18 protein-coding genes are annotated in these 25931 nt (G+C 66.5%); 12 read left to right on the top strand and 6 right to left on the bottom strand.

Annotation, left to right across the window (positions count from 1 at the left end; all coding sequences use genetic code 11):
• Nucleotide 1: 1 nt before the first annotated feature.
• The 5 genes from GJ698_RS24795 to GJ698_RS24775 all read left to right on the top strand — a co-directional run bounded on the left by GJ698_RS24795 (nt 2) and on the right by GJ698_RS24775 (nt 5954).
• Complete coding sequence (locus GJ698_RS24795; RefSeq protein WP_154360545.1) at nt 2-613, top strand: phenylacetic acid degradation protein PaaY; 612 nt, start codon at nt 2-4, stop codon at nt 611-613.
• Nucleotides 614-700: 87 nt separating this feature from the next.
• Nucleotides 701-2749 carry a phenylacetic acid degradation bifunctional protein PaaZ gene (paaZ, locus tag GJ698_RS24790; protein WP_154360544.1) on the top strand — a complete coding sequence of 683 codons (2049 nt, stop codon included), beginning with the start codon at nt 701-703 and terminating at the stop codon, nt 2747-2749.
• 83 nt (nt 2750-2832) lie between these two features.
• Nucleotides 2833-3228, top strand: coding sequence for a hypothetical protein (locus GJ698_RS24785; protein WP_154360543.1), 396 nt, complete (start codon nt 2833-2835; stop codon nt 3226-3228).
• Complete coding sequence (locus tag GJ698_RS24780) at nt 3225-3662, top strand: DUF2846 domain-containing protein (RefSeq protein WP_154360542.1); 438 nt, start codon at nt 3225-3227, stop codon at nt 3660-3662. Before GJ698_RS24785 ends, GJ698_RS24780 begins: the two co-directional genes overlap by 4 nt.
• Before the next feature lie 108 nt (nt 3663-3770).
• Nucleotides 3771-5954, top strand: a complete 2184-nt coding sequence (locus GJ698_RS24775) for a tetratricopeptide repeat protein (protein ID WP_154360541.1) — start codon at nt 3771-3773, stop codon at nt 5952-5954.
• Here the strand turns inward: GJ698_RS24775 and GJ698_RS24770 are convergent.
• Nucleotides 5951-7177, bottom strand: a complete 1227-nt coding sequence (locus GJ698_RS24770; protein WP_154360540.1) for a M24 family metallopeptidase — start codon at nt 7175-7177, stop codon at nt 5951-5953. The genes GJ698_RS24775 and GJ698_RS24770 overlap by 4 nt on opposite strands.
• A gap of 114 nt (nt 7178-7291) precedes the next feature.
• On the opposite strand from GJ698_RS24770, the gene GJ698_RS24765 reads away from it, so the two are divergent.
• Complete coding sequence (locus GJ698_RS24765; RefSeq protein WP_154360539.1) at nt 7292-8893, top strand: CehA/McbA family metallohydrolase domain-containing protein; 1602 nt, start codon at nt 7292-7294, stop codon at nt 8891-8893.
• 1 nt (nt 8894) lies between these two features.
• On the opposite strand, the gene GJ698_RS24760 is transcribed toward GJ698_RS24765, so the two are convergent.
• Both GJ698_RS24760 and argH read right to left on the bottom strand, forming a co-directional pair.
• Nucleotides 8895-11162, bottom strand: coding sequence for a M4 family metallopeptidase (locus GJ698_RS24760; RefSeq protein ID WP_154360538.1), 2268 nt, complete (start codon nt 11160-11162; stop codon nt 8895-8897).
• 112 nt (nt 11163-11274) lie between these two features.
• Entirely contained in the window at nt 11275-12669 is a 1395-nt protein-coding gene (gene argH, locus GJ698_RS24755; RefSeq protein ID WP_154360537.1) for an argininosuccinate lyase, read from the bottom strand.
• 95 nt (nt 12670-12764) lie between these two features.
• Between argH and GJ698_RS24750 the strand changes: the two genes are divergently transcribed.
• Entirely contained in the window at nt 12765-13190 is a 426-nt protein-coding gene (locus GJ698_RS24750; RefSeq protein WP_154360536.1) for a GNAT family N-acetyltransferase, read from the top strand.
• A gap of 31 nt (nt 13191-13221) precedes the next feature.
• Here the strand turns inward: GJ698_RS24750 and GJ698_RS24745 are convergent, their stop codons facing one another.
• Both GJ698_RS24745 and GJ698_RS24740 read right to left on the bottom strand, forming a co-directional pair.
• Entirely contained in the window at nt 13222-14619 is a 1398-nt protein-coding gene (locus GJ698_RS24745; protein WP_154360535.1) for a YfcC family protein, read from the bottom strand.
• A complete protein-coding gene (locus GJ698_RS24740; protein ID WP_154360534.1) occupies nt 14616-15755 on the bottom strand; it encodes a succinylglutamate desuccinylase/aspartoacylase family protein in 1140 nt (379 codons plus the stop codon). The genes GJ698_RS24745 and GJ698_RS24740 overlap by 4 nt, the downstream gene beginning before the upstream one ends.
• A gap of 159 nt (nt 15756-15914) precedes the next feature.
• On the opposite strand from GJ698_RS24740, the gene GJ698_RS24735 reads away from it, so the two are divergent.
• From GJ698_RS24735 to GJ698_RS24715, 5 genes are all read left to right on the top strand, one after another.
• On the top strand, nt 15915-18668 hold the full coding sequence (locus tag GJ698_RS24735; RefSeq protein WP_154360533.1) for a TonB-dependent receptor: 2754 nt from the start codon (nt 15915-15917) through the stop codon (nt 18666-18668).
• 99 nt (nt 18669-18767) lie between these two features.
• Entirely contained in the window at nt 18768-20090 is a 1323-nt protein-coding gene (locus GJ698_RS24730; protein ID WP_154360532.1) for a cyanophycinase, read from the top strand.
• A 66-nt stretch (nt 20091-20156) separates the two neighbouring features.
• Nucleotides 20157-21368, top strand: a complete 1212-nt coding sequence (locus GJ698_RS24725; RefSeq protein WP_154360531.1) for a cyanophycinase — start codon at nt 20157-20159, stop codon at nt 21366-21368.
• Nucleotides 21369-21449: 81 nt separating this feature from the next.
• On the top strand, nt 21450-22856 hold the full coding sequence (locus GJ698_RS24720; RefSeq protein ID WP_154360530.1) for an IgA Peptidase M64: 1407 nt from the start codon (nt 21450-21452) through the stop codon (nt 22854-22856).
• Nucleotides 22857-22939: 83 nt separating this feature from the next.
• On the top strand, nt 22940-23407 hold the full coding sequence (locus GJ698_RS24715) for a hypothetical protein (RefSeq protein WP_154360529.1): 468 nt from the start codon (nt 22940-22942) through the stop codon (nt 23405-23407).
• 136 nt (nt 23408-23543) lie between these two features.
• Here the strand turns inward: GJ698_RS24715 and parC are convergent, their stop codons facing one another.
• The gene (parC, locus tag GJ698_RS24710) at nt 23544-25838 is read right to left on the bottom strand and encodes a DNA topoisomerase IV subunit A (protein ID WP_154360589.1); all 2295 of its coding nucleotides are present in this window, start codon (nt 25836-25838) and stop codon (nt 23544-23546) included.
• Nucleotides 25839-25931: the final 93 nt, after the last annotated feature.

Raw genomic sequence — 25931 nt, 5'->3', positions numbered from 1 at the left:
CATGGTCAAGGTTTATGAAATCAATGGCGTCACGCCGGTGGTCGATCCGACCGCTTACGTGCATCCCAGCGCGGTGCTGATCGGCGACGTCATTGTCGGCCCGCGCTGCTATATCGGCCCGCTGGCGGCGCTGCGCGGCGACTTCGGGCGGTTGATCCTGGAGGAAGGCGCCAACCTGCAGGACACCTGCGTGATGCACGGCTTTCCCGGCTGCGACACGGTGGTGGAGCGCGATGGCCACATCGGCCACGGCGCCGTGCTGCACGGCTGCCGCATCGGCCGCAACGCGCTGGTCGGCATGAACAGCGTCATCATGGACAACGCCGTGGTGGGCGCGGACAGCATCGTCGCCGCCATGAGCTTCGTCCGCGCCGGCATGGAGATTCCGCCGCGCAGCCTGGCGATGGGATCGCCGGCCAAGGTCGCGCGCGAACTGCGCGACGACGAGATCCAGTGGAAGAGCGGCGGCACGGCGCAATACCAGGAGCTGGCCGTGCGCTCCATGCAGACCATGCGCGAGACCGAGGCGCTGACCGCGCCGGAGCCGGACCGCAAGCGCATCGACTGGGACAGCGCGCTGCCGCTGCACCTGCACAAGAACGCCGCACCCTGAGCCGCACGGCGCCCGGCCGCGTGGCCCACGCAGGCTGCCGGCCGCCGCGCCGCTCACCGACAAATCGAACATCACGGAGACCGCACCATGTTACAACCAACCCTGCAAAGCCTGATCGCCGGCCGCTGGATCGGCAGCGAAGCCGCCGCGCCGCTGCACAGCGCCCTGACCAGCGCCGTCATCTACCACACGCACGCCGACAAGATCGACTTCGACGAAGCCGTCACCTACGCCCGCAAGACCGGCATTCCGGCGCTGATGCAGTTGAACTTCCAGCAGCGCGCCGCGCGCCTGAAGGCGCTGGCGCTGTATCTGCTGGAACGCAAGGAAGAGCTGTACGCCATCTCGCACCAGACCGGCGCCACCCGCGCCGACAGCTGGGTCGACATCGAGGGCGGCACCGGCACGCTGTTCGCCTACGCCAGCATGGGCAGCCGCGAGCTGCCGTCGTCCAACGTGCTGCACGAAGGCCCGGCCATCGCGCTCGGCAAGAACGGCGGCTTCGCTGGCACCCACATCCTGGTGCCGCGCGGCGGCCTGGCGGTGCACATCAACGCCTTCAACTTCCCGATCTGGGGCCTGCTCGAAAAATTCGCGCCCAGCTTCCTGGCCGCCATGCCGTGCATCGGCAAGCCCGCCACCGCCACCAGCTACCTGACTGAAGCCGTGGTGCGCATGATGCACGAATCCGGCCTGCTGCCGGAAGGCGCGCTGCAACTGGTGATCGGCAGCACCGGCGACCTGCTGGACCGCCTGAACGGCGCCGATGTGGTGACCTTCACCGGTTCGGCCGACACCGCCGCCAAGCTGCGCGTCAACCGCAACCTGATCGCCAACTCGGTGCCGTTCACCGCCGAAGCGGATTCGCTCAACTGCGCCATCCTGGCGCCGGACGTGACGCCGGACGATGCGGAGTTCGACCTGTTCGTCAAGGAAGTGGCGCGCGAGATGACCGGCAAGGCCGGGCAGAAGTGCACCGCCATCCGCCGCATCATCGTGCCGGAAAATATGGTCGACGCGGTCGGCACCCGCCTGCGCGAGCGGCTGGCGAAAGTCAGCGTCGGCGATCCGTCGGTGGAAGGCGTGCGCATGGGCGCCCTGGCCTCGCGCGACCAGCAGCGCGACGTCGCCGAACGGGTCGAACTGCTCGCGCGCGGTAACGAGGTGCTGTTCAGCGCGCGCGACGGCTTCAAGCCGGTGGGTGAGGGCGTGGCCGAAGGCGCGTTCTTCGCGCCGACGCTGCTGCTGTGCCGCGACGGCATGCGCAACGACGCCGTGCACGACGTCGAGGCCTTCGGCCCGGTCAGCACCATCATCAGCTACAACGGCATCGACGAGGCGCTGGCGCTGGCCGCGCGCGGCAAGGGCTCGCTGGTGTCGACGCTGGTGACGAAGGAGCCGGCGATCGCCGCCTACGCCGTGCCGATGGCGGCCGCCTCGCACGGCCGCGTGCTGGTGCTGGATAAGGAAGCGTCGGTCGATTCCACCGGCCACGGCTCGCCGCTGCCGCAGCTGAAGCACGGCGGCCCTGGCCGCGCTGGCGGCGGCGAGGAGCTGGGCGGCATCCGCGCGGTGCGTCACTTCCTGCAGCGCGCGGCGGTGCAAGGCTCGCCGACCATGCTGGCCGCCGTCACCGGCGAATACGTGCGTGGCGCCAAGGTGCAGGAGCACGACGTGCACCCGTTCCGCAAATACTTCGAAGACCTGGCCGTCGGCGATTCGCTGCTGACGCACCGCCGCACCGTCAGCGAGGCGGACATCGTCAACTTTGGCGGCGTCTCGGGCGACTACTTCTATATGCACTTCGACGAGGTGGCGGCGAAGGACACGCAGTTCGGCCAGCGCATCGCCCACGGCTACTTCGTGCTGTCGGCGGCGGCCGGCCTGTTCGTGTCGCCGGCGCCGGGACCGGTGCTGGCCAACTACGGCCTGGACAACCTGCGCTTCGTGGCGCCGGTCGCCATCGGCGACACCATCCGCGCGCGCCTGACCTGCAAGCGCAAGGTGGACCGCAATCGTACCGACGACAAGGGCGTCGGTCAGGGCGTGGTGGCGTGGGACGTGCAGGTCACCAACCAGCGCGACGAACTGGTGGCCAGCTACGACATCCTGACGCTGGTGATGAAGCGCGCCTGACGGTGTGCGTGACAATTGGTGAGCTTTCGCGGGCAGCCATGCCGTTATGATGGCGACCGTCTTCCATCACCAAGCGCTCACGCATGCCGTTTTCCATATCTCCATTGCTGCGCGCTGCCTGCCTGGCGCTGTTGCTGGGCGGCTGTGCCGTCCAGCAGACCGCCACGCACATGACACCGGCGCCTGCGGGCGACGCTGCCGAATACATCCTGTCCACGACGGTTGAGTTACGGCTCAATACCGGTTACCAGCGTAGTCTGAGACAGGGCAGCCGCTGGCTCAACGTCGGCCGCGTGCCGCAGGGAGATGTGTATAAGCCGTATATGGACGTGTTCACCGTCGAAGGTGCGCATATCCACGAGGCGTACCTGGTGGTCGACAGTAGCCAGCTGGTGGGCTTTTATCTGCCTGCTGAGCGGAGCTACGCCAATCTGGACCAAAGAGTCCTTCTCCACTTCAACTCCAAGGGTAATCAATGAAAATCATGCATCTGGCGCTGATCGGCGCCATCGTCGCATTGACCGGCTGCGCCGCCAGCGGTCCTAAATTCAGCGAGCTGCAGGCGTCCACGCCGGCACTCAAGGCGGACCAGGGCCGCGTGTACTTCTATCGCAGCAGCAGCATGTTCGGTGCGGCGATCCAGCCGGCGATTTCGTTCGACGGCAAGGAAGTCGGCAAGTCGCAGCCAGGCGGCTACTTCTATGTGGACACCGTCGCCGGCAGCCACGAAGCCAGCGCTTCGACCGAGGCGACCAACAAGCTGACCTTTGTGCTGGACAAGGGCGAAACCAAGTACGTGCGCACGTCGCCGCAACTCGGTCTCCTGGCCGGCCACATCGTGCCGGAACTGGTCAGCGCGGAAGAGGCCAAAAAGGCGCTGCCGGACCTGAGCTACACCGGCCAGGCCAAGTAAGGAAGTCCAGCGGATTTTCTGCGACGGCGCTGCGGCGCCGTTTTTTTTGCCCGTGACTTTTTGCCGTCGGGCTTTGATTTTTCTGCCAAACCAGCGCATCATGACGGCATGAAAGCATTCACACAATCGGTCGACCAGCTGTTTTCCCAGGGCCTGCAACTCCACGGCGAGGGCGATCTGGCGCAGGCCATGCAAACCTACGAGCAGGTGCTGAAGCTGGCGCCGCAGCACATCGATGCGCTGTACCACGTCGGCATCATCGGCTTCCAGACCGGGAATTTCGAGATGGCCGCCGGCTTTTTCCGCTCGGTGCTGGCGCTGGCGCCGGACGACGCGGCGGCGCACAGCAATCTCGGCAACGCGCTCAAGGAGCAGCAGCTGCCGGACGAGGCGCTCGACAGCTACGAGCGCGCGCTGGCGCTCAACGCGGCCGATGCCGATACCTGGTTCAATCGCGGCGCCGTGCTGATGGCGGTGGAGCGGCCGCAGGATGCGCTGCACAGCTTCGAGCAGGCGCTGACATTGAACGACGCCGACGACCAGGCGTGGCAGAATCGCGCGGCCGTGCTGCGCCAGCTTGGCCAGCATGCGCCGGCGCTGGAGAGCGCGGAACAGGCGCTGGCGCTCAATCCCAACAACATCGAGGCGCACAACCAGCGCGGCGCGCTCCTGCATGCGCTGGGGCGGCTGGACGAGGCCGCGCACAGCCTGCGGCAGGCGCTGGCGCTGCTGCCGGAGTACGCGGACGCCCATCACCATCTCGGCTTGCTGCTGGCTGCTGCCGGACAGTCTGAAGAGGCGCTGCACAGCCACGACCACGCCATCGCGCTGCAACCGCAGTGGCACGAGGCGCACGCCAGTCGCGCCGCCGTGCTGCGCGAATTGGGCCGCCGCGACGACGCGCAGCGGGCGACGGCCACCGCCAACCAGCTGCGGCGCGAGCAGCTGGCGGCTTACCGCAGTGTGGGCGACGAGCTGCTGGCGCAAGGCCGCGCGCCGGCGGCGGCGCGCCACTTCGCCGCCGCGCTGCGGCTGGACGACAGCGACGCCGTGCTGTGGCAGCTGCATGCACGCGCGCTGAACGCCGCCGCGCAGCGCGACGAGGCGCTGGCCAGCATCGGCCGCGCGCTGGCGCTGAAGCCGGACAGCGCGGAATTCCACCTGACCCGTGGCGTCATCCTGCGCAGCGCCGCGCGCTACGAGGAGGCCTTGCAAAGCTATGAGCAGGTGGTGCGGCTGGCGCCGCGCAACAGCGCCGGCTATACCAATCTTGGCAGCGTGCAGGACCAGCTGGGCCGGGCCGACGAGGCGATGGCCAACTACGAGCGCGCCATCGCGCTCGATGCCGGCAACGCGCTGGCGCGCTGGAACCGGGGGCTGGTGCATCTGCGGCGCGGCGACTACCAGCAGGGCTGGCGCGATTATGAATACCGCTGGAAGGCGGAGACGCTGGACCTGTACAGGAAGCAGCGCGATTTCGCGCAGCCGGCGTGGACCGGGCGCGAGCCGCTGGCCGGCAAGACCATCCTGCTGCACGCGGAGCAGGGCTATGGCGACGCCATCCAGTTCTGCCGCTACGCGCCGCTGGTGGCGCAGCGCGGCGCCACCGTGATCCTGGAGGTCAAGCCGGCGCTGGCGGCGTTGATGGGCACCCTGGAAGGCGTCAGCCGCATCGTCGTCAAGGGCGATCCGTTGCCGCCGTTCGACTATCACATTCCGCTCATGAGCCTACCGCTGGCCTGCGACACGCGGCTCGACAGCGTGCCGGCCGCCACGCCGTATCTGGCGCCGGATGCTGCCAGGGTGGCGCACTGGCGCGCCGCGCTGGGTCCGCGCACGCGGCCGCGCGTGGGCGTGGTGTGGAGCGGCAGCACGGCTAACCAGAATGACCACAACCGCAGCTTGCCGCTGCCGCTGCTGGCCGCCCTGTTCGACGCGCCGTGCGATTTCATCAGCCTGCAAAAGGACGTGCGGCCGGAGGATCAGCCCTTGCTCGACACGCTGCCGGTGCTGCAACTGGCCGATCAGCTGCGCGACTTTGCCGATACCGCCGCCCTGTGCGCGGTGCTGGACCTGGTGGTCACGGTCGACACCAGCGTGGCGCACCTGGCCGGTGCGCTCGGCATGCCGGTATGGATCATGCTGCAAACGCCGTTCGAGTGGCGCTGGCTGGAGCAGGGCGCCGGCAGTCCGTGGTATCCGAGCGCCACGCTGTACCGCCAGGCGCAGCGCGGCGACTGGATACCGCTGGTGGCGCAGGTGGCGGCGGACTTGCGCCAGCTTGGCGCTTAACGCTGTAGACCGAAGGGATCGTCGATGCTGTGCGCCGGTTCGGTGAACCAGCGCGGGCCGGTCTCGGTCATGTAGAAGTGGTCCTCGTGGCGCACGCCGAATTCGCCGGGGATGCAGATCATCGGTTCGTTGGAGAAGCACATGCCGACGTCCAGCGGCGTCTTGTCGCCGCCGACCAGATACGGCCACTCGTGGATGTCAAGGCCGATGCCATGGCCGGTGCGGTGCGGCAGGCCGGGCAGCTTGTAGCCGGGGCCGAAGCCGTCCGCTTCCAGCGAACGGCGCGCGGCCTGGTCGACTTCCTCGCACGGCACGCCCAGCTGCGCCGCCGCGAAGGCCGCCGCCTGCGCTTTCTTCTCGCTGTTCCACACCGAACGCTGACGCTCGCTGATCGGGCCGTAGACATAGGTGCGGGTGATGTCGGAGATGTAGTTGTGCAGCTTGCAGCCGGTGTCGATCAGCACCGTGTCGCCGGACTTCAGCGTCTGCACGTAGCTGACGCCGTGCGGGTAGGCGGTGGCTTCGCCGAACAGCACGATGACGAAGTAGGAGCCGGCCGCGGCGCCGACCTTGCGGTGCGCGCGGTCGATGAATTCTTCCACCTCTTTGGTGGTGATGCCTTCATGCAGGATGCTGGCGGTGGCGATGTGCACCGCCATGGTCATGTCCTTGGCGCGCTGCATCAGCGCGATTTCGGCGGCCGACTTGCGGGTGCGGCAGTGTGCCGTGACCTGGCGCGCGTTCTCCAGCGCGTAGCCCTCTGCCAAAGGGCGGATGCCGTCGTAGATGAAGAAGGCGGCGCTTTCGCAGATGCCCACGCGCGGCGGCTGTGCGGAATTCGGCGCGATGCCCATGCGTTTCAGCACAGCGACGAACAGCGCGTACGGGCTCTCGTGCTCTTCCCAGCAATTCACCGCGCCGTCGACCAGCATGAAGTCCTTCAGCGTGCTTTCCTCGAACGCCGGGGCGATGTATTCCACCGCGCCTTGCGCCGGCAGGATGGCGCCGACCATGCGTTCGCTGGCGTACCACCTGGTGCCGGTGAAGTAGGTGAGATTGGCGCCGGCGTTGATGTAGATGGCGGCGATGCCTTCGGCCTGCATATAGGCTTGCGTGCGCGCTATGCGCTGCAGGTGTTCGTCTTTGCCGATGGGGGCCGCGCCGGCGGTCATGTCCGATAAGGAGGCCAGTGCCTGGTCGATGGTCTTTCCGCCAATAGTCATTTTTATATCCTGATGTTGAAGTGCAGCGAGCGGTCGATGATAGCAGGTCATTCGGCCGTCACACACCAATGTTATGTTGCGCGCTCGTTTGTTTTACACTTCAGGATAGACCACATGACGCCTAAAAAATTGCTGATTCCTTCCGCCCTCGCCATCATGCTGACCGTCGCCGCTTGCGGCGGCGATAACGAGGCCCTCGTCGTCGTGCCGCCGCTGCCTGCCGGTCGCTGGATCGCCGGCGATCTGCACACGCACACCACGCAGTCGGCCGACGCCGACGTCAGCCAGACGCTCGACAAAATCCTCGGCAAGGCCTTCACCAGCTATGGCCTGGACTGGATGGCGGTGTCGAACCACCTGCGCGTCTCCACCCGCGACGAGAAGGGCGCCACGCTGGCGGCGTCGATTCCGATGTCGCTTGGCGTCGAACGCTACGAGGTGCCGCACGTGCAGGCCTTGCAGGCGGCCGGCACCTACGCCGACAAGCTGATTTTCTCCGGCTTCGAGTGGGACATGCCGACCCACGATCACATCGGCATCGGCATGTTCGACGGCGCCAATGCCAGCACCAAGGGCATGAAGGAGTTCGAGTATCTGTTCACCACGCGCGATGCGGCGATGTTCGATGCGGCCGATGTCGCCGCGTGGAAGGCCAAGTACGGCGACACCCGCTACAACGCCACCGCCGCCGATGCGCTGCAGGCGATCAACTGGCTGAAGACCAATTATCCGGACACCAGCTATGCGGTGATCAATCACCCGTCGCGCAACAAGGGCAGCTACAGCATCACCGATTTCCGCGCCTTCAACGACGCCGCGCCGAACATCATGTTCGCCATTGAAGGCATGGTGGGCAACCAGATGGAGCCGGACCGCGGCGGCTACACGGCGGCCTACACCGACGACAACGTGCTGCTGCGTGTCTACGGCGGCGTCGATTACGTGGTGGCGAAACTGGGCGGTCCGTGGGATGCGCTGCTGGGCGAAGGCCGCCATGTCTGGAACCTGACCGACTCGGACACGCACTTCAAGATCGTCGGCGGCAACAGCAGCGGCTACTTCCCCGGCGAGTATGCGAAGAACTATGTGTTCAACAGCGCCACCGGCAAACCGGCGGCGAAGGATCTGCTGGCTGGTCTGCGCTCGGGCAAGATGTTCTCGGTCTACGGTGACTTGATCAACGCGCTGGACTTCAACCTGGCCAGCAAGGATGACCGCAAGGAGATGGGCGGCGAGATGAAAGTGGTGGCCGGCGACAAGGTCACCATCACCATCCGCTTCAAGACGCCGGCGAAGAATAATTACGAGAAGCCGGTCGACAGCGGCACGCCGGCCGGCGTCAAGCCGGTGGTCGATCACGTCGACCTGATCGCCGGCGATGTCGGCGCCAAGGCGGCGCCGGGCAGCGCGGCCTACAGCGTCGCCACCAATGCCAGCACGCGCGTGGTCAAGCGCTTCACGGCCGCCGACTGGAAGGTCGATGCGGATGGCTACTACAGCGTGACGTATGAGACCACCATCGGCAAAAGCCAGTACTTCCGCCTGCGCGGCACCAACCTGGGCGTCGATGTGGCCGGCCTGACGGCCAGCGGCGAGCCGCTGGCGGACCAGCGCACCGGCACCGCCGACAACACCCAGCGCTTCAACGACATCAACGACCGTAATTACCGCAGCCTGTGGTTCTATTCGAATCCGGTGTTCGTCACGCTGCGCTGAGTTATCTGGTCAGCAGGCTGACTTTGTCGAGCACGAAGGAGGTCTGCCTGGAGCGGTCTTCGCGCATGGCGAACGACAGCGTTACGGTCTGGCCCTTGTACGGCAGCAGGTCGAAGCTGCGGGTCTGGTAGCCGGCGGCCGGCGCCAGGTTGCTGTAGGTGGCCAGCGTGGCGATCGCCGTGCCGCTGGCGCTGCGCAGGGCGACCACCAGCGTGTCGTAGGCGGTGCTGCGGGTGGTTTCGGCGCTGTCGATGTGCAGCGCGAAGCTCAGTTGCGCGCTGCTGGCGGTGGCGGGGATCTGCACCTGCTGCGTCAGCATTTCGGTGCTGCGGCGGCCGTTCCCGCCCAGCCACGCGAAGCGCGTGCCTTCGTAGGCGCTCTGGCCGCTGTGGGCGCCGATCACGCCGGTGGCTCCGCTCCACCCGGTGACGCCGGTTTCGAAGCCGCCGTTGGTCACGCGCTCGACGGCCTCGCCGTCACCACCGCCGCCACCTTCCTCATCGATGTCGGCGCCGACATTGATGGCGGCGTAGGCGCGCTGCACGGCGATGGCTTCCTTTGAGGTCGCGCCGTACAGTTCCTGCGCCGCCAGCAGCACCTTGTTGCGGGCGTCGGCGTAGTTGGTGGCGGAGGTGAACTTGGTGGTCAGCGCCTTGAACCAGATGCGGTAGGCCTTGTCGTTGCCGATGCCGGTCATCGCCGCCGGCGTGCGCGTCAGGTAGGCGCTGTAGTAGTCGCTGGCCGGATCGGCCTTCGAGCCTTGCGACAGGAAGTAGAACATGCGGTTGTTCGGGCCACTGGAGTAGTGGACGTCGAGGTTTTTCAGCGACGTGCTCCAGGCGTCCGGGCTGCTGCCGTCCTTGTGCGGCTTGTACATCCAGCGCAGCGGCTCGCCGCTCCTGCTGATCTCCTTGCCCATCATCCAGTCGTTGCCGGCGGCCGGCACCACGCTGCCAGTGCCGCCGTTGCGGGCGTAGGCTTCCACCATTTCGCCGCCGATGTCGGAGTTCGATTCATTCAGGCCGCCCGATTCGCCCGAGTAAATCAGGTCGGCGGTGGCGGCGGTGACGCCATGCGACATTTCGTGGCCGATGACGTCGATCGCGCCCAGGCTGGTGAAGCTGTTGCCGTCGCCGATGTACATGCAGCGGCAGCTGTCGTCGTAGAAGGCGTTGTCGTAGGACGTGCCGACGTGGGCGGCGATGTAGGTGGCGGTGTTGTTGCCGTCCAGCGACTGCCAGCCCAGCACGTTGCGGTTGGTGTCGTAGGTGTTCATCAGACCCCACAGCGCGTTGACGGCGGCGGTCTGGCCGTTGGCGTTGGTGGTGCTGCCGCCGTTGTACTGCTGGCCGTCGCCCCAGGTGTTGCTGCTGTTGGTGTAGATGGCGCCGGGGTCGGGATTGTTGGGCGAGCTGTGGTCGGCGTTGGTGATGGCCATGCCGCCGAATTTGCCGCCGCTGCCGCGCGCGCTGTCGAGCATCTGGAAGCCGCTCGCGGTGGCCGAGGTGCTGATCGGCACCACGCCGTTATACTGGCTGTTGCCGCTGCCGACCACCGTCTGCAGCGCCGGCCACTGGGCGATGATGGCGCCGTCGCGGGCGCTGACCACGACGTCGTAGTAAATCAGCTTGCTGTCCTGCGCCATGCGCAGCTGCACCAGGTAGGACAGCTGGTAGCGGTCCACCACTTCCTGCAGGTCCAGGGCGTTGAGCTGTTCTTCCGGCTTGTCGCCGGCGGCAGCGGTGCGCACGGTTTTCATCACCGGGTAGATCAGCAGTTCGGCGGTGGGCGGCCAGCGGTGCGTGCCGCCGGGGGCGATGGCCTGCACCGCGATGCGGATCGCTTCGTCGGTGCCGATGGTCGGCGTCAGGTCGGCGCCGGTGGGCAGCGGCGGTGCGGGCGGCGCCCCGCCGGGCGTGCTGGCTTGCGGCGTCAGGCCGGGGCGGCGGTCGGCCACCGAGACGCTGACGATGTCGCCGGCGGCGTTGGTCACCACCACCGATTCGGAGCCGAGCACGCGCAGGCCCTTGTAGGTGTGCTGGGCGCGGGTGATCTTCTGGCCGGTGACGCCGGGATGCTGGCTGCTGATGCGGAAGCTGTAGTCGTTGGTCAGGCCCTGGCGGGCGTCGAGCGCGGTGAGCCGGGCCACCAGACCGGCGCTTTCCTGCGGCGTGGCGACGGCCACCGGGGCGGACATCAGTTGGGCGGCGACGGCGGGCCAGGCGGCGAGGGCGAGGCAGGCGGTCAGCAGGGCTGTGCGTAGGTTCATGTCATCCTCCCTTGGTAGATGACTTCACGCTAAACGCTGGCGGGTGGGGAGTTCTGTGCTAGATCAATAAGCGGGCAGATCGGCGCCGCCAGGACGGCGGCGCCGGAGGGTGTTACTTCAGTTGCTCGCGCACGCGGGCGATGGCCTTGCGCACCTGGTTCGGCGCGGTGCCGCCGACGTGGTCGCGGGCGGCGACCGAGCCTTCCAAGGTCAGCACGGCAAACACGTCGTCCTCGATCAGCGTCGAGAAGGCGCGCAGCTGTTCCAGCGTCATCTCGGCCAGGTCGATCTTCAGGTCGTCGCAGGCGCGCACCGCGTGGGCCACGGCTTCGTGGGCGTCGCGGAACGGCAGGCCTTTCTTGACCAGGTAGTCGGCCAGGTCGGTGGCGGTGGCGTAGCCTTGCAGCGCGGCGGCGCGCATGTTTTCAGGCTTGACGCTGATGCCGCCGGCCATGTCGGCGAAGATGCGCAGCGTGTCCACCAGCGTGTCGACGGTGTCGAACAGCGGTTCCTTGTCTTCCTGGTTGTCCTTGTTGTAAGCCAGCGGCTGGCCTTTCATCAGGGTCAGCAGGCCCATCAGGTGACCGAACACGCGGCCGGTCTTGCCGCGCGCCAGTTCCGGCACGTCCGGATTTTTCTTTTGCGGCATGATCGACGAGCCGGTGCAGAAGCGGTCGGCGATGTCGATGAAGCCCACGCGCGGGCTCATCCAGATGATCAGCTCTTCCGACATGCGCGACACGTGCATCATGATCAGCGAGGCGGCGGCGGTGAATTCGATGGCGAAGTCGCGGTCCGACACGGCGTCCAGCGAGTTGTGGCAGACATCGTCGAAGCCCAGCGTTTTGGCCACGCGCACGCGGTCGATCGGGAAGGTGGTGCCGGCCAGCGCGGCGGCGCCCAGCGGCAGGCGGTTGACGCGCTTGCGGGCGTCGGCCATGCGCTCGGCGTCGCGGCCGAACATTTCAACGTAGGCCAGCATGTGGTGGCCGAAGGTGATCGGCTGCGCCACCTGCATGTGGGTGAAGCCGGGCAGGATGGTGTCGGCGTTCTTTTCGGCCAGGTCGGTCAGCGCGCCGCGCAGGGCGTTCAGCAGCTGCAGCACGTCGTCGATGGCGCTGCGCACGTACAGGCGGATGTCGGTGGCCACCTGGTCGTTGCGCGAACGGCCGGTGTGCAGGCGCTTGCCGGCGTCGCCCACCAGTTCGGTCAGGCGTTTTTCGATGTTCAGGTGGACGTCTTCCAGGTCCAGCAGCCATTCGAACTGGCCGGCCTCGATTTCGGCGCTGATCTGCGCCATGCCGCGTTCGATCTCGGCGCGGTCGGCGGCCGAGATGATGCCTTGCGCGGCCAGCATTTCGGCGTGCGCCAGCGAGCCCTGGATGTCGGCCTTGGCCAGGCGCTTGTCGAAGAACACCGAGGCGGTGTAGCGTTTGACCAGGTCGGAGACCGGTTCGTTGAAGCGGGCCGACCAGGCTTCGGCTTTTTTGGAAAGTTGTGCAGTCATAGTCTAAAAGTGGAAGTGCGCTGAGGATCAACGGAGATTATAAACCGCAAGCTGCTCTAAAATACGTCAACATTAACTTTCTTGCCACGGAAAACATGCCTGCACTGCACATCAGCACCGATAAAGCCGCCCTGGACGTGGCCATGATCCACCAGTTCCTGAGCGAGCGCTCGACCTGGGCGATCGGTATTCCGCTGGCCACCGTGCAGCGGGCTATCGACAATTCGCTGTGTTTTGGCGCGTATCTCGATGGCCGGCAGGTGGGATTTGCGCGCGTCACCACCGACCGCGCCACCTTTGCCTACCTGGCCGATGTGTTTGTGCTGGAGGCGCAGCGCGGCAAGGGCGTCAGCAAGGAGATGATGGCGGCGGTGATGGCGCATCCGGACCTGCAAGGCCTGCGCCGCTTCATGCTGGCCACCAGCGACGCGCATACGCTGTACGCCCGCCACGGCTTCACGCCGCCGGCCCGCCCGGCGTCGCTGATGGAGCGCTATTTCCCGAATATCTACGCGAATTGATGCGCTGTCGCGCAGGTGTTACCCGGCAAAGCTACTGCCAGTTCATCAGGCACGGCGGCACCAGCAGCGCCAGCGCTAGCACGGCGTAGATCAGCTGCAGCGGGATCATCCACTTGGCCCAGGTAATCCATGGAATGCGCGCCAGGGCCAGCACGCCGACGGTGATGCCGGAGGTCGGTATCATCGGCGTGGTGAACTCGCCGAACTGGAACGCCAGGATCGCCGTCTGCCGCGTCACGCCCACCAGGTCGGCCAGCGGCGCCATGATCGGCATGGTCAGCGCGGCCTGGCCGCTGCCGGAGTGGATGAAGAAGTTGATCACCGTCTGGATGCCGAACATCTTCCACGCCGCGAACACCGGATGCACCGACTGCACCAGCGGCATCAGCGTATGCAGCATGGTGTCGATGATGTGGGCGTCGCGCGCCAGCACCAGCGTGCCGCGCGCCAGCGCGATCACCAGCGCCGTGCCGACCAGATCGCGGGCGCCCTGCATGAAGCCTTCGACGATCTGCGTCGAATCCAGCCGCCCGACCAGGCCGATGACGATCGCCATGCTGAGGAACAGCGCCGCGATTTCATCGATATACCAGTCCCAGTGCACCACGCCGGCCACCATCACCACCAGCGAGCCGACGAAGATCCACAGCACCAGCTTGTGGCGGCCGGTCATGCCGTGGAAGTCGGCCACGCCGCCCACCGGCAGCTCCTTGCGCTTCTCCAGGTCCAGCGCATAGGTCGGGCTGAGGGTCGGATTCTTTTTCACGCGCGCCGCGTACCACATCAGGAACAGCACCGTCACCGTGGTGGCGATGGCCCACACGATCAGCCGGTAGCCCCAGCCGGAAAACACCGGCACGCCGGCGATGCCCTGCGCGATGCCGACGTTGAAGGGGTTCAGGAACGCCGCCGAAAAGCCCACCTGCGAGCCGAGGAAGGGGATCGATACGCCGGTCACCGTGTCATAGCCCAGCGCCAGCGCCAGCGGCACGAAAATCAGGATGAACGGTATGGCTTCCTCGTTCATGCCGAAGGTCGCGCCGCCGATCGAAAACATGGTGACAAACACCGGGATCAGCGCCGTGCGGATCAGCGCCGAACTCTCGTGCGCCTTGGCCAGCGACTTGATCATGGCGTCGATCGCCTCGGTCTTCTGCAGCACGGCGAAGGCGCCGCCGACGATCAGCACGAAGCCGATGATCTGCGCCGCCTCGACAAAGCCCTTGATCGGCGCCTTCATCAGCGCCACCAGCCCTTGCGGCGCGCTCTCGATGTAGTGGAAGCTGGCCGGGTCGATCAGCTGCTTGCCGTTGACCAGGTGCGTGTCGTACTTGCCGCCGGGGACCAGCCAGGTGGCGGTCGCGATCAGCGCCAGGATGATGAACAGCAGGACGAAGGTGTGTGGGAGCTTGAATTTTTTGGTCATCATGCGCTCAGCAGGTCGCCCTCACGATAGGCCTTGGCGCCGGCCACCTTGCCGACGTTCATGCCGCGGATCACGTGACGGTGCGCGCTGCGCGCGAAGAACACGCCGTCGACGCCGGCGCGCAGCACCGTGGTGTCGCCGCTGACCGGATCGATCAGATCGGCCAGCGCGTCGCCGGCCGCCACCTTGGCGCCCAGCTCGCGCGTGTAGATCAGGATGCCGGCATGCGGCGCGTACACCGGCTGCACGCCTTCCAGCGGCGTGGCCGCGCACAGCGGCTCGGGCAGCACGGCCGCCGCGGCCTGCGCCGCCGCGTCGTCCGCGTGCAGCACGCCTTGCAGCGTCAGGAACTGCAGCAGGCCGGCGGCGTCCTGGCGCGCCAGCGCGTAGCTCACTTCCATCTCGCCGCGCAGCTCGACCGTGGTCGACAGGCAGGCGGCCGGGATCGGGTAGCGGTGCTCGAAGTGCTTGTCGAGGTCCCACCACAGGCGGCTGCAGGCTTCGTCGAACGGCTCGCCGCCGGCCTCGTAGGCCAGCAAGGTCGCGTGCGAACCGAGAATCGCCGCCAGCGGCGCGATGCCGTCGGCCAGCGGCGTGCCGGCGTAGATGTGCAGCACCGCCTCGTTGTCGCAATGCAGGTCGAGCACGATGTCGGCGTCGATCGCCAGCGTCATCAGGGTTTTCTTCAGCGTTTCGGCGTCGGTGGCCGGCTGCCAGTCGGCGATCGAGGCGCGCGCGTGGGCGCGGATCAGCACCACATTGGCCTCGGCGTCGTCGCCCAGCTTGCCCGCCAGCGATTTCTTCAGGTCGCTCGCCACGTGCTTGTAGGCGCGGTTGAAGTTGACGCCGGTGGTCAGGTCGAAGCGGCCGAAGGCGGCGCCCTGGATCGCCTGCGCCAGTCCGATCGGGTTGGCGGCCGGCACCAGGATGATCTCGCCGCTGATCTTGCCGGCCGCCTCCAGCGCCGTCAGCTCGCGCCGCAGGAATTGCGCCACCAGCATGCCCGGCACCTCGTCGGCGTGCAGCGAACCCTGGATATAGACTTTTTTGCCGCTGCCCGGCGTGCCGAAATGGAAGCTGGTCAGCGCATAGGCGGCCGGTGCGTGCGGGCCGGAAAGGGGATGGTGGTGTGCTTGCATGGCGGGTCACTGTAATCGTTGAGCGTTGAGTATGTAGCACTATTTTCACAAAGTAAATCGTACAGGGCGAAACACGCCCGGCTTTCTTGAGTTTTCGGCTACAACTGCGTACAGTTAGTTTAAATGAATTATTTACATATCGAATATCCGGGAGAGCATATGAACCACCTGCACCGCACGCGCGCCTTGACCATGACCCGCGCCGTCCGCCTGGCCCTCGGCCTCGGCGCCGTCGCCGGCATCTTTAGCGCGTCCGCGCTGGCCCAGGACGCGCCGCTGCCGGAACCGCTGGCGCGGGTGGAAATCACCGGCTCGGCGATCAAGCGCATCGAGTCGGAAACCGCGCTGCCGGTGCAGATCATCACCCGCGAGGAAATCGACAAGGTCGGCGTCACCACCGCCTCCGAGATCCTGTCGCGGCTGTCGGCCAACGTCGGCGCGCTGACCGACGGCGCCAGCATCTCCGACGGCAAGGACCAGCGCGGCTTCAACAGCGCCAACCTGCGCGGCATCGGCACCTCGTCGACGCTGGTGCTGCTGAACGGCCGCCGCATGGCCAATTTCGCCTCGCCCGGCGACGACACCGGCGTCGACCTCAACAACATCCCGGCCGCCGCCATCCAGCGCGTCGAGGTGTTGCTGGACGGCGCCTCGGCGCTGTACGGCACCGACGCCATCGGCGGCGTCATCAACTTCATCACCCGCAAGGACTTCCAGGGCGTCGAGCTGAACGCCTACGGCCTGAAGACCAAGGAAGGCGGCGCCGGCAAGCACACCGCCACCCTGACCGCCGGCGTCGGCGACGTCGCCAAGGACGGCTTCAACGTGTTTGCCGTGGCCGACTTCCAGCGCACCGACGCGCTGTCGACCTCGCAGCGCGACTTCATCAACGACCTGCACATCGCCGAGCGCCTGCCGCACCTGCTGTCCGGCTACACCTCGCCGGCCAACATCCGCCTGACCGGCGCCCAGCGCGACTACCTGAACGAACAGGGCTTCACCATCAACGGCAAGCCGCTGACCAACCGCACCATCAACCCGTCGGTGCCGACCTGCAATGGCCCGGCCAATCTCTACCTGCCGACCGGCACCGGCGGCGTCGACGCCTGCACCTACAACTACATGGGCGACACCGAGCTGTATCCGAAATCGGAAAAGGCCAATTTCCTGTCGCGCGGCGTGCTGCAGATCAATCCGGAAAACCAGGTCTACGCCGAGGTGGCGCTGAGCCGCTCCAAGACCTATTACGCCGCCTCGTCGGCGCGCGTGACCGGCTATATCGACTACCGCAAGGTGCCGGCGCTGGCCAAGTACAACCTGCTGTCGGACGAGGCCTCGGCCGACGACGACGTCCCGGGCGAGGTGCAGCTGAACATGCGTTTGTTCGAGGCCGGCCGCCGCACCTCGGAGCTGACCAGCGAGAGCCAGCGCTACGTGGTCGGCTGGACCGGCAGCCACAACGGCTGGGACTATGACGTCGGCCTGAACCACAGCGTCAACGTCATCAAGGACCGCGACACCCACGGCTACCTGCTGTACGACAAGCTGATGCAGGGCATTTCGGACGGCCTGATCAACCCGTTCGGCCCGTCCAGCCCGGAAGGCATCGCGCTGCTCAACAGCATCCAGGTCAACGACGAGGTGCGCCATGCGCGCGGCACCATGGACTCGGTCGATTTCAAGGTGTCGCACCCGGTCGGCACCCTGGCCGGCGGCGACGCCGCGCTGGCCGTCGGCGGCGAGCTGCGCCGCGAGAAGACCACCTTCAACCCGTCGGCGCTGCTGATGAGCGACAACATCAACAACGACTTCGCGCCGGAAGGCGGCGACGCCACCGCCTACGCCCGCAACATCCAGGCCGTCTACGGCGAGCTGCTGCTGCCGCTGACCAAGCAGTGGGAGGCGCAGGTCTCGGCCCGCTACGACCACTACCAGGTGGTGGGCGGCGCCGCCAGCCCGAAAGTGGGCCTGAGCTATATGCCGACCAACACCATGCTGTTCCGCGCCTCGGCCGGGCGCGGCTTCCGGGCGCCGTCGATGACCGAGCTGTATCGCCCGATGCAGGTCGGCAGCACCGCCACCCTGCCGGACCCGGTCTACTGCGCCACAGTCGACAACAACTACGCCGACTGCGCCGACGCCTGGGAAGTGCACCGCTATTCGAATCCCAACCTGAAGCCGGAAAAGAGCCGCCAGTTCTCGCTGGGCATGGTGCTGCAGCCGAGCAAGCAGGTGGCGCTGTCGCTGGACTACTGGAACATCAAGCGCACCGACCTGATCGCCGAGATCGGCGACGACGTGATCCTCGGCAACCAGGCCAAGTACGGCAACCTGATCCACCGCGACGACGACGGCTTCATCACCTATATCGACCAGTTCAAGGAAAACCGCGGCGCCCAGAAGGCGGCCGGGCTCGACCTGACCATCGATTTCAAGGGCGTGCAGACCTGGGCCGGCCGCTTCGGCGGCCGCCTGGCCGGCACCTATGTCACCAAGTCCGAGTTGCAATATGCCAAGGGTGACGCCTTTGTCAGCAACCTGGGCCGCTTTGTCACCGACGGCGTGGTGCAGCGCTGGCGCCATACCATCACCTTCGACTGGGACCAGGGCCCGTTCGCGGCCACGCTGTCGAACACCTTCTCCAGCGGCTATGAAGACCAGAACTCGGCCATCAACATCGACGACGGCAGCGTGGTGGCGGCCAACCGCGTGAAATCGTATTCGCTGTGGGATCTGACCGGCTCCTGGCAGGCCAACAAGGCCATCAAGGTGCGCGCCGGCGTGCAGAATCTGGCCGACACGGCGCCGCCGTACTCGAACCAGGCCTACTACTTTATCTCCGGATACGACCCGACTTATACCGATGTGCGCGGCCGCCGCTTCTTTGCCAGTGTAAATTACGCGTTCAAGTAATGCGTTTTTAAGCAATAGCTTGGTATGATCTGGCAGTCGCAGGTAGCAACTACCGGCGCCCGGCGGCAGCCCGGCGCCGGTTTTCATCGGAAGGGCAACATGAAATTAACTGGTTTTTCGCTCCAGGGGCTGTGCATGCGGCTGTGCGTGCTATGGCTGCTGGGGCTGGCGGGCGCCGCCGCGCAGGCCGCGGCCGCCACGCCGGTGCCCAAGGTGCAGGTGCCGGGCAAGACCAGCAAGCCGGCCAAGGCGGTGCCGCCGCCCAAGCCGGTGCTGGCGCCGCCGGCAGGCAATCTGGTCATCATCGGCGGCGGCTTGCGCACGGAAAACGCCGAGGTCTGGCAGCGCATCGTGCAGCTGGCCGGCGGCAAGGGCGCGCGCATCGGCGTGTTCGGCTCGGCCTCGATCAACCCGGAAAGCGCGGCCCAGGCCACGGTCAACCGTCTGAACCAGTACGGCGCCCAGGCCTTCGCCATCCCGCTCGGCGTGACCTGGCCGAATAGCGACTACCGCAAGGCCGCCGAAGACCCGGAAACGGTGGCCATGATCCATTCGGCCACCGGCATCTATTTCACCGGCGGCGACCAGGCCCGCATCACCAAGGCGCTGGTGCGCCCGGACGGCAGCCATTCGGCGGCGCTGGACGCGGTGTGGGACGTCTACCGCGACGGCGGCGTGGTGGCCGGCAGCAGCGCCGGCGCGGCCATCATGAGCACCACCATGTTCTACGACGCCAAGTCGACCCTGGACATGCTCAAGCAGGGCGTCAACGAGGGCCACGAGATCGCCTCCGGCCTCGGTTTCATCGGCGAGGACGTGTTTGTCGACCAGCATTTGCTGGTGCGCGGCCGCTTTGCCCGCATGATTCCGGTGATGCTGAAGAAGGGCTACCAGATCGGCCTCGGCATCGACGAAAACACCGCCATGGTGGTCAACGCCAAGCGCGACGTCGAGATCATCGGCTACAGCGGCGCCTTGCTGCTGGACCTGTCGGCGGCGATCACCGACCGAGGCATCAAGGGCTTCAACATTTCCAACGCCACCATCAGCTACCTGGATCGCGGCGACAAGTTCAACCTGGTGACGCGCGAATTCACGCCGTCGCCGGACAAGGCCGACAACAAGCTCGATCCCAACCAGCCGGACGCGCGCGAGCCGGTCTACACCAATGATATTTTGGGCAACAACGCGGTGCTGGACCTGATGGTCAACCTGATCGACAACGCCCAGCAGGACGCGATCGGCATCGCCTTCGGCAACCCGCGCGATTTCAACCCGGAGCTGGGCTTCGAGTTCCGCTTCAGCAAGACCATCAACAGCGTCGGCTACAGCTCGACCGAGGTCGAGGCCTACTCGGTGCTGAAACTGCGCATGGACATCCGCCCGATCCAGCTGCAACAGCCTTTGTACCGTTACCGCTAGCGTGGCTTAAGGTATATTAATGGGACGGCGCCGCGAGGCCCGTCCCATTTTTATTTGGAGCCTCTTATGCGTATGGCGATCAAATTCCTGTTCCATGCCGCCTTGATGCTGGCGCTGCCGCTGGGCGCCGTCGCCGCCGCCCCGCAAGGCTCGCTGGTCATCATCGGCGGCGGCCTGCGCCCGGACAACGACGCGGTCTGGCAGCGCATCGTCCAGCTGGCCGGCGGCCCCGGCGCCCGCATCGCCGTGTTCGCGTCGGCGGCGGCCGAACCGGCGCCGGTGGCGGCCGCCATCGTCGATTCCCTGAACCGCTACGGCGCCGACGCTTTCCAGATCCCGCTGGCGGTCAAGCTGGCCGACAGCGACTTCCGCAAGGCCGCCGACGATCCGCTGCTGGCCGATGCCGTGCGCGGCGCCGGCGGCGTGTTCTTCTCCGGCGGCGACCAGGCCCGCATCACCCAGGCGCTGGTGCGCGCCGACGGCAGCCGCAGCGCCGTGCTGGACGCCGTGTGGGACGTCTACCGCAAGGGCGGCGTGGTGGCCGGCAACAGCGCCGGCGCCGCCGTCATGAGCAGCACCATGTTTTACGCGCCCAAGACCGTGTTCGCCACGCTGCGCGGCGGTGTCACCGACGGCCAGGAAATCGCCCCCGGCCTCGGCTTCATCGGCGACGACGTGTTTGTCGACCAGCACTTCCTGGTGCGCGGCCGCTTCGCCCGCATGATCCCGGCCATGCTGAAGAAAGGCTACAAGTTCGGCCTCGGCATCGACGAGAACACGGCCATGGTGGTCGACCGCCGGCGCCGCGTGGAAATCGTCGGCAGCAAGGGCGCGCTGCTGGTCGACCTGTCGCACGCCACCACCGACGCCGCCAGCGCCGGCTTCAACATCGCCAACGCCGTTATCAGCTATCTTGATCGCGGCGATTTGTACGACCTCAGCACGCACACCTTCACGCCGTCGCCGGCCAAGGCGGGCGGCCGCCTCGCGCAGCGCAAGGACCTGGTGGCCGACCCGGTGTTCTCGCCCGACATCCTGGGTCGCAACGCGCTGGTGCAGCTGATGGAGAACCTGATGAACAACCGCCGCAGCGAGGCGATCGGCATCGCCACCAGCGGCGCCAATTCGCCGCTGCCGGAGCTGGGCTTCCAGTTCACGCTGACCAAGACCCGCGACAGCGTCGGCTACGCCTCGGCCGCGCCGGCCAGCTACTCCATCCTCAACCTGCGCCTCGACATCCGCCCGCTCGACATCGGCCAGTCGCTGCGCACGCAGTAAGGCGGGCGCCGCCGGACTCGCGGCGGCGCCCGCGGCGGATTACAATGGCGCTCACGTTTTCAACTGACCGCCAGGACTTCCATGCTCCGCTCTCTGATCTCCCTGCTGGCGCTGTGCGCCTGCGCTTCGGCGCTGGCCGCGCAACCGGCCACCGTGCGTCTTGACTATCTCCACAGCGGCAACGCGCTCGACGAACACTACGCCATGGAGCGCGTGGTCATCGAGCCGCTGCCGTGGCCCGGCAATATGGCGCAGACCATCGACACCACCAACCGCGGCAACAACCTGGTCGAGGTGGTCGACGCCAAAACGGGCAAGCTGCTGTACTCGCGCGGCTTTTCGACCGTGTTTGCCGAATGGCGCAGCACCGAGGAGGCGGCGCACATCAACCGCGGCTTCCAGGAGTCGGTGCGCTTCCCGCGTCCCGAGCAGCCGGTGCGGGTGCGCATCCTCAAGCGCGACGAGCGCAATCTGTTCTCGGTGGTGTGGAACGCCGATGTCGATCCCAACGCGATGGACGTGGTCCGCAAGCAGCCGCCGGCGCCGGTCAAGCCGATCGGCATCCGCGTCAACGGTCCGTCCGAGGACAAGGTCGACCTGCTGATCGTCGGCGACGGCTACACCCAGGCCGACATGAAGAAGTTCGAGGCGGCCGCGCGCCGCCTGGCCGACCATCTGTTCCAGGTGTCGCCGTTCAAGGAGCGCGCCCAGGATTTCAACGTCTGGGCGCTGGCGCTGCCGACCGAGGAGTCGGGCGTGTCGCGGCCGTCGACCGGCGTGCACCACGCCTCGAAGCTGGGCGCGCGCTACGACATCTTCGGCAGCGAACGCTATGTGCTGACCACCGACAACCGCGCGCTGCGCGAGCTGGCGCAGTACGCGCCGTATGAATTCATCGAGATCCTGGTCAACAACGAGACCTATGGCGGCGGCGGCATCTTCGGCCAGTTCAGCACGGCGGCGGCCGACAACGACTGGGCCAATTACCTGTTCGTGCACGAATTCGGCCACCACTTCGCCGGCCTGGCCGACGAGTACTACACCTCGCCGGTCGCCTACGCCACCGGCGGCGCGCGCCGCGAGCCGTGGGAGCCGAACGCCACCGCGCTGAACGACCCGGCCAACCTGAAATGGAAGAAGTTCGTCAAGGACGGCACGCCGCTGCCGACGCCGTGGCCGAAGCAAGCCTATGAAACCGCCTCGCGCGCCTACCAGAAGGAACGCGCCGCGCTGCGCGCCGCCAACCGCCCGGAGGCCGAGATGAACGCCTTGTTCCGCAAGGATCTGGCGCAGAGCAACGCGCTGTTCTCGCCCGATCCGCACCGTCACACGGTGGGCGCGTTCGAGGGCGCCAACTACGAGGCCACCGGCTACTACCGGCCGGAAATGCAGTGCATCATGTTCGACCGCAGCGATGCCTTCTGCTCGGTGTGCGCGGACGCGATCACCACCATCATCGATCTGTATTCCCGTCCGGCATCGCATTAGCGTACGCTAGCGTACAGAGTGTGAGGGGGCGTGGGCATAAGATGTTTCTCACGCACTCCAACAACACCGAAAGGGATAAGACCATGAATAAAATTATCGCCACTCTGATCGCCGGCCTGTTCGCCACCGCAGCTTTTGCGCAAACTTCGGACGTTGCTAAAGCGCAAGCCGATGCCAACAAGGATGTTGCCAAGGCTGAACAGAAAGAAGCCAAGGCCGATGCCAAGGCCGACAAGAAAGCCAACAAAGCCATCGCCAAGGCCGACAAGGTGCATGAAGAGCAGACCGCCAAGGTAGGCGTGGAGCAAGCCAAAGCCAACGAAAAAGTGGCCAAGGCCGATCCGGAAGACAAGGCCAAGGCTGCCGCCAAGGGCGACAAGTCGGTAGCGAAGGCGGAAGAAAAAGCGGAAAAGAAAACCGTGAAAGCTGACGCCAAAGCCATCAAGAAAACCGTCGACGCCACCGCTGACAAAGCCCTGGCCGCCAACGAAACCGCTGCCGCCAAAGCCAAGGCTGACGCCGAAGTCAAAGAAGCTGCTGCGAAACACTAAGCGCTAACCCGCAAAACGACACAAGGGTCGGACCCCATGCGGGGTCCGACCCTTCGTCCTATGCGTGAGCCGCAAAGTCATTAATGCCCGGGGTCTGACCCTGCGGGTCCGACCCCACGTCCGCCGCCGTGCGGGGCTAAACGATAGGCACCAACCCGCTTGGCTTGATCTTGGTCGCCAACTCCTTGCCCTTGCGCGCCCGCTTGCCAAAGTGCACCGCCAGCGCCGACGCCGACAGCCTTTCCTCCTGCGCCTTGCCGCCGCGTCCGGTGCCAAACACCGTCACACCCTTCTGACTGATCGGCTTGGCCGCCAACAAGGTCTCCTTGTCCGCCAGCTCCATCAGGATCACGCCGCGGCCGCCATTGGTCAGCACCTTCATTTCATCCATGCCGAACACCAGCACCCGCGCGCCCGACGACAGCACCGCCACCGCGCTGGCGATATCCGGTATCACCGTCGGCGGCAGCGGCACGTCGCCGTCGTCCAGCGTGATGAACGACTTGCCGCCCTTGATGCGGCTGACCATGTCGGCCGCCTTGGTCTCGAAGCCGAAACCGGCGCTGGTGGCCAGCAGCAATCGCGTGGCGCCGCTGCCGGCGAAGTAGTGCAGGATGCGGGCGCCGGACGCCAGATCGATCAGCGTGGTGACCGGCACGCCGTCGCCGCGCGCGTTCGGCAGCGCCGCTACCGGCACCGAATACACCTTGCCGTTGCTGCCGAAGGCCAGCAGGTTGTCGACCGTGCGGCATTCGAAGGCGCCGTACAGCGTGTCGCCGGCCTTGAAGGTGAATTGCGTGGCGTCGTGGCCGATGCCGGTGCGGGCGCGGATCCAGCCTTTTTCCGAGATGATGACGGTGACCGGTTCGTCCACCACCTTCTGCTCGACCACCGCTTTCTGCGCTTCTTCGATCAGCGTGCGGCGGGCGTCGCCGTAGGTCTTGGCGTCGCCTTCGATTTCCTTGATGATGGCGCGCTTCATCGACGACGGGTTGTCCAGCAGGTCTTGCAGCGTCTGGCGTTCCTTGCGCAGTTCGGCCAGTTCCTGTTCGATCTTGATCGCTTCCAGCCGCGCCAGCTGGCGCAGGCGGATTTCCAGGATGTCTTCGGCCTGGATCTCGCTGAGGTTGAAGCGCGCCATCAGCGCCGCCTTCGGTTCGTCCGAGTTGCGGATGATGTGGATCACTTCATCGATGTTCAGCAGGATGGTCTGGCGGCCTTCCAGGATGTGGATGCGGGCGTCGACCTTGCCCAGCTTGAACTGGGTGCGGCGGGTGACGGTGGCGAAGCGGAAGGTGATCCACTCCTGCAGGATCTCGCCCAGGCCTTTCTGGCGCGGGCGGCCGTCGCCGCCGATCATCACCAGGTTGATCGAGGCCGACGATTCGAGCGAGGTGTGCGCCAGCATCATCAGCATGAATTCGGTCTGGTCCTGGTTCTTCGATTTCGGCTCGAACACCAGGCGCACCGGCGCCGCGCGGCCCGATTCGTCGCGGATGGTGTCGAGCGAATTCAGGATCAGCGATTTCAGCGCCAGCTGTTCCGGCGACAGCGCCTTCTTGCCCAGCTTGATCTTCGGATTGGTCAGCTCTTCGATCTCTTCCAGCACCTTTTGCGACGAGGTGCCCGGCGGCAGTTCGGTCACCACCGCCTGCCACTGGCCGCGCGCCAGTTCTTCGATCTTCCAGCGCGCCCGCACCTTCATCGAGCCGCGCCCGGTGGCGTACATGTCGGCGATCTGCTGCGCCGGCGTGATGATCTGGCCGCCGCCCGGGAAGTCCGGGCCCGGCACCAGCGCCATCAGCTCGCTGTGCGAGATTTTCGGGTTGCGGATCATGGCGACGGCGGCCTGCGCCACCTCGCCCAGGTTGTGCGACGGGATTTCCGTCGCCAGGCCCACGGCGATGCCGGAGGCGCCGTTCAGCAGCACCATCGGCAGGCGCGCCGGCAGCAGGCACGGTTCTTCGGTCGAGCCGTCGTAGTTGGCCTGGAAGTCGACGGTGCCGAGGTTGATCTCGTCCATCAGCACCTTGGCGATCGGCGTCAGGCGCGCCTCGGTGTAGCGCATCGCCGCCGCGCCGTCGCCGTCGCGCGAGCCGAAGTTGCCCTGGCCGTCGATCAGCGGGTAGCGCAGCGAGAAGTCCTGCGCCATGCGCACCATGGCGTCGTACACCGACTGGTCGCCGTGCGGGTGCAGCTTGCCGAGCACGTCGCCGACCACGGTGGCCGACTTGCGCGGCTTGGCGGTGGCGTTCAGGCCCATTTCGTTCATCGCGTACAGGATGCGGCGCTGCACCGGCTTCTGGCCGTCGCACACGTCCGGCAGCGCGCGGCCCTTGACCACCGAGATGGCGTAGTCGAGGTAGGCGCGTTCGGCGAAGGTCGACAGCGTCAGGGCGTCGCCGCCGTCGCCATCGTCGCCGCCGCCCAGCGGGCCGCCGAAGTTGTCGCCGCCGTCACCGCCATTGCCGCCGGCGCCGTCGCCAAAGCCGCCATCGCCGCTGTCGGCGGCCGGCTGGCCGTG

This window comes from Duganella aquatilis (assembly GCF_009674565.1).
GTDB classification, from domain to species: Bacteria; Pseudomonadota; Gammaproteobacteria; order Burkholderiales; family Burkholderiaceae_D; genus Rugamonas; species Rugamonas aquatilis.
The sequence above is the reverse complement of the archived record's forward strand: the minus strand, read 5'-3'. Positions and strand labels throughout refer to the sequence as shown.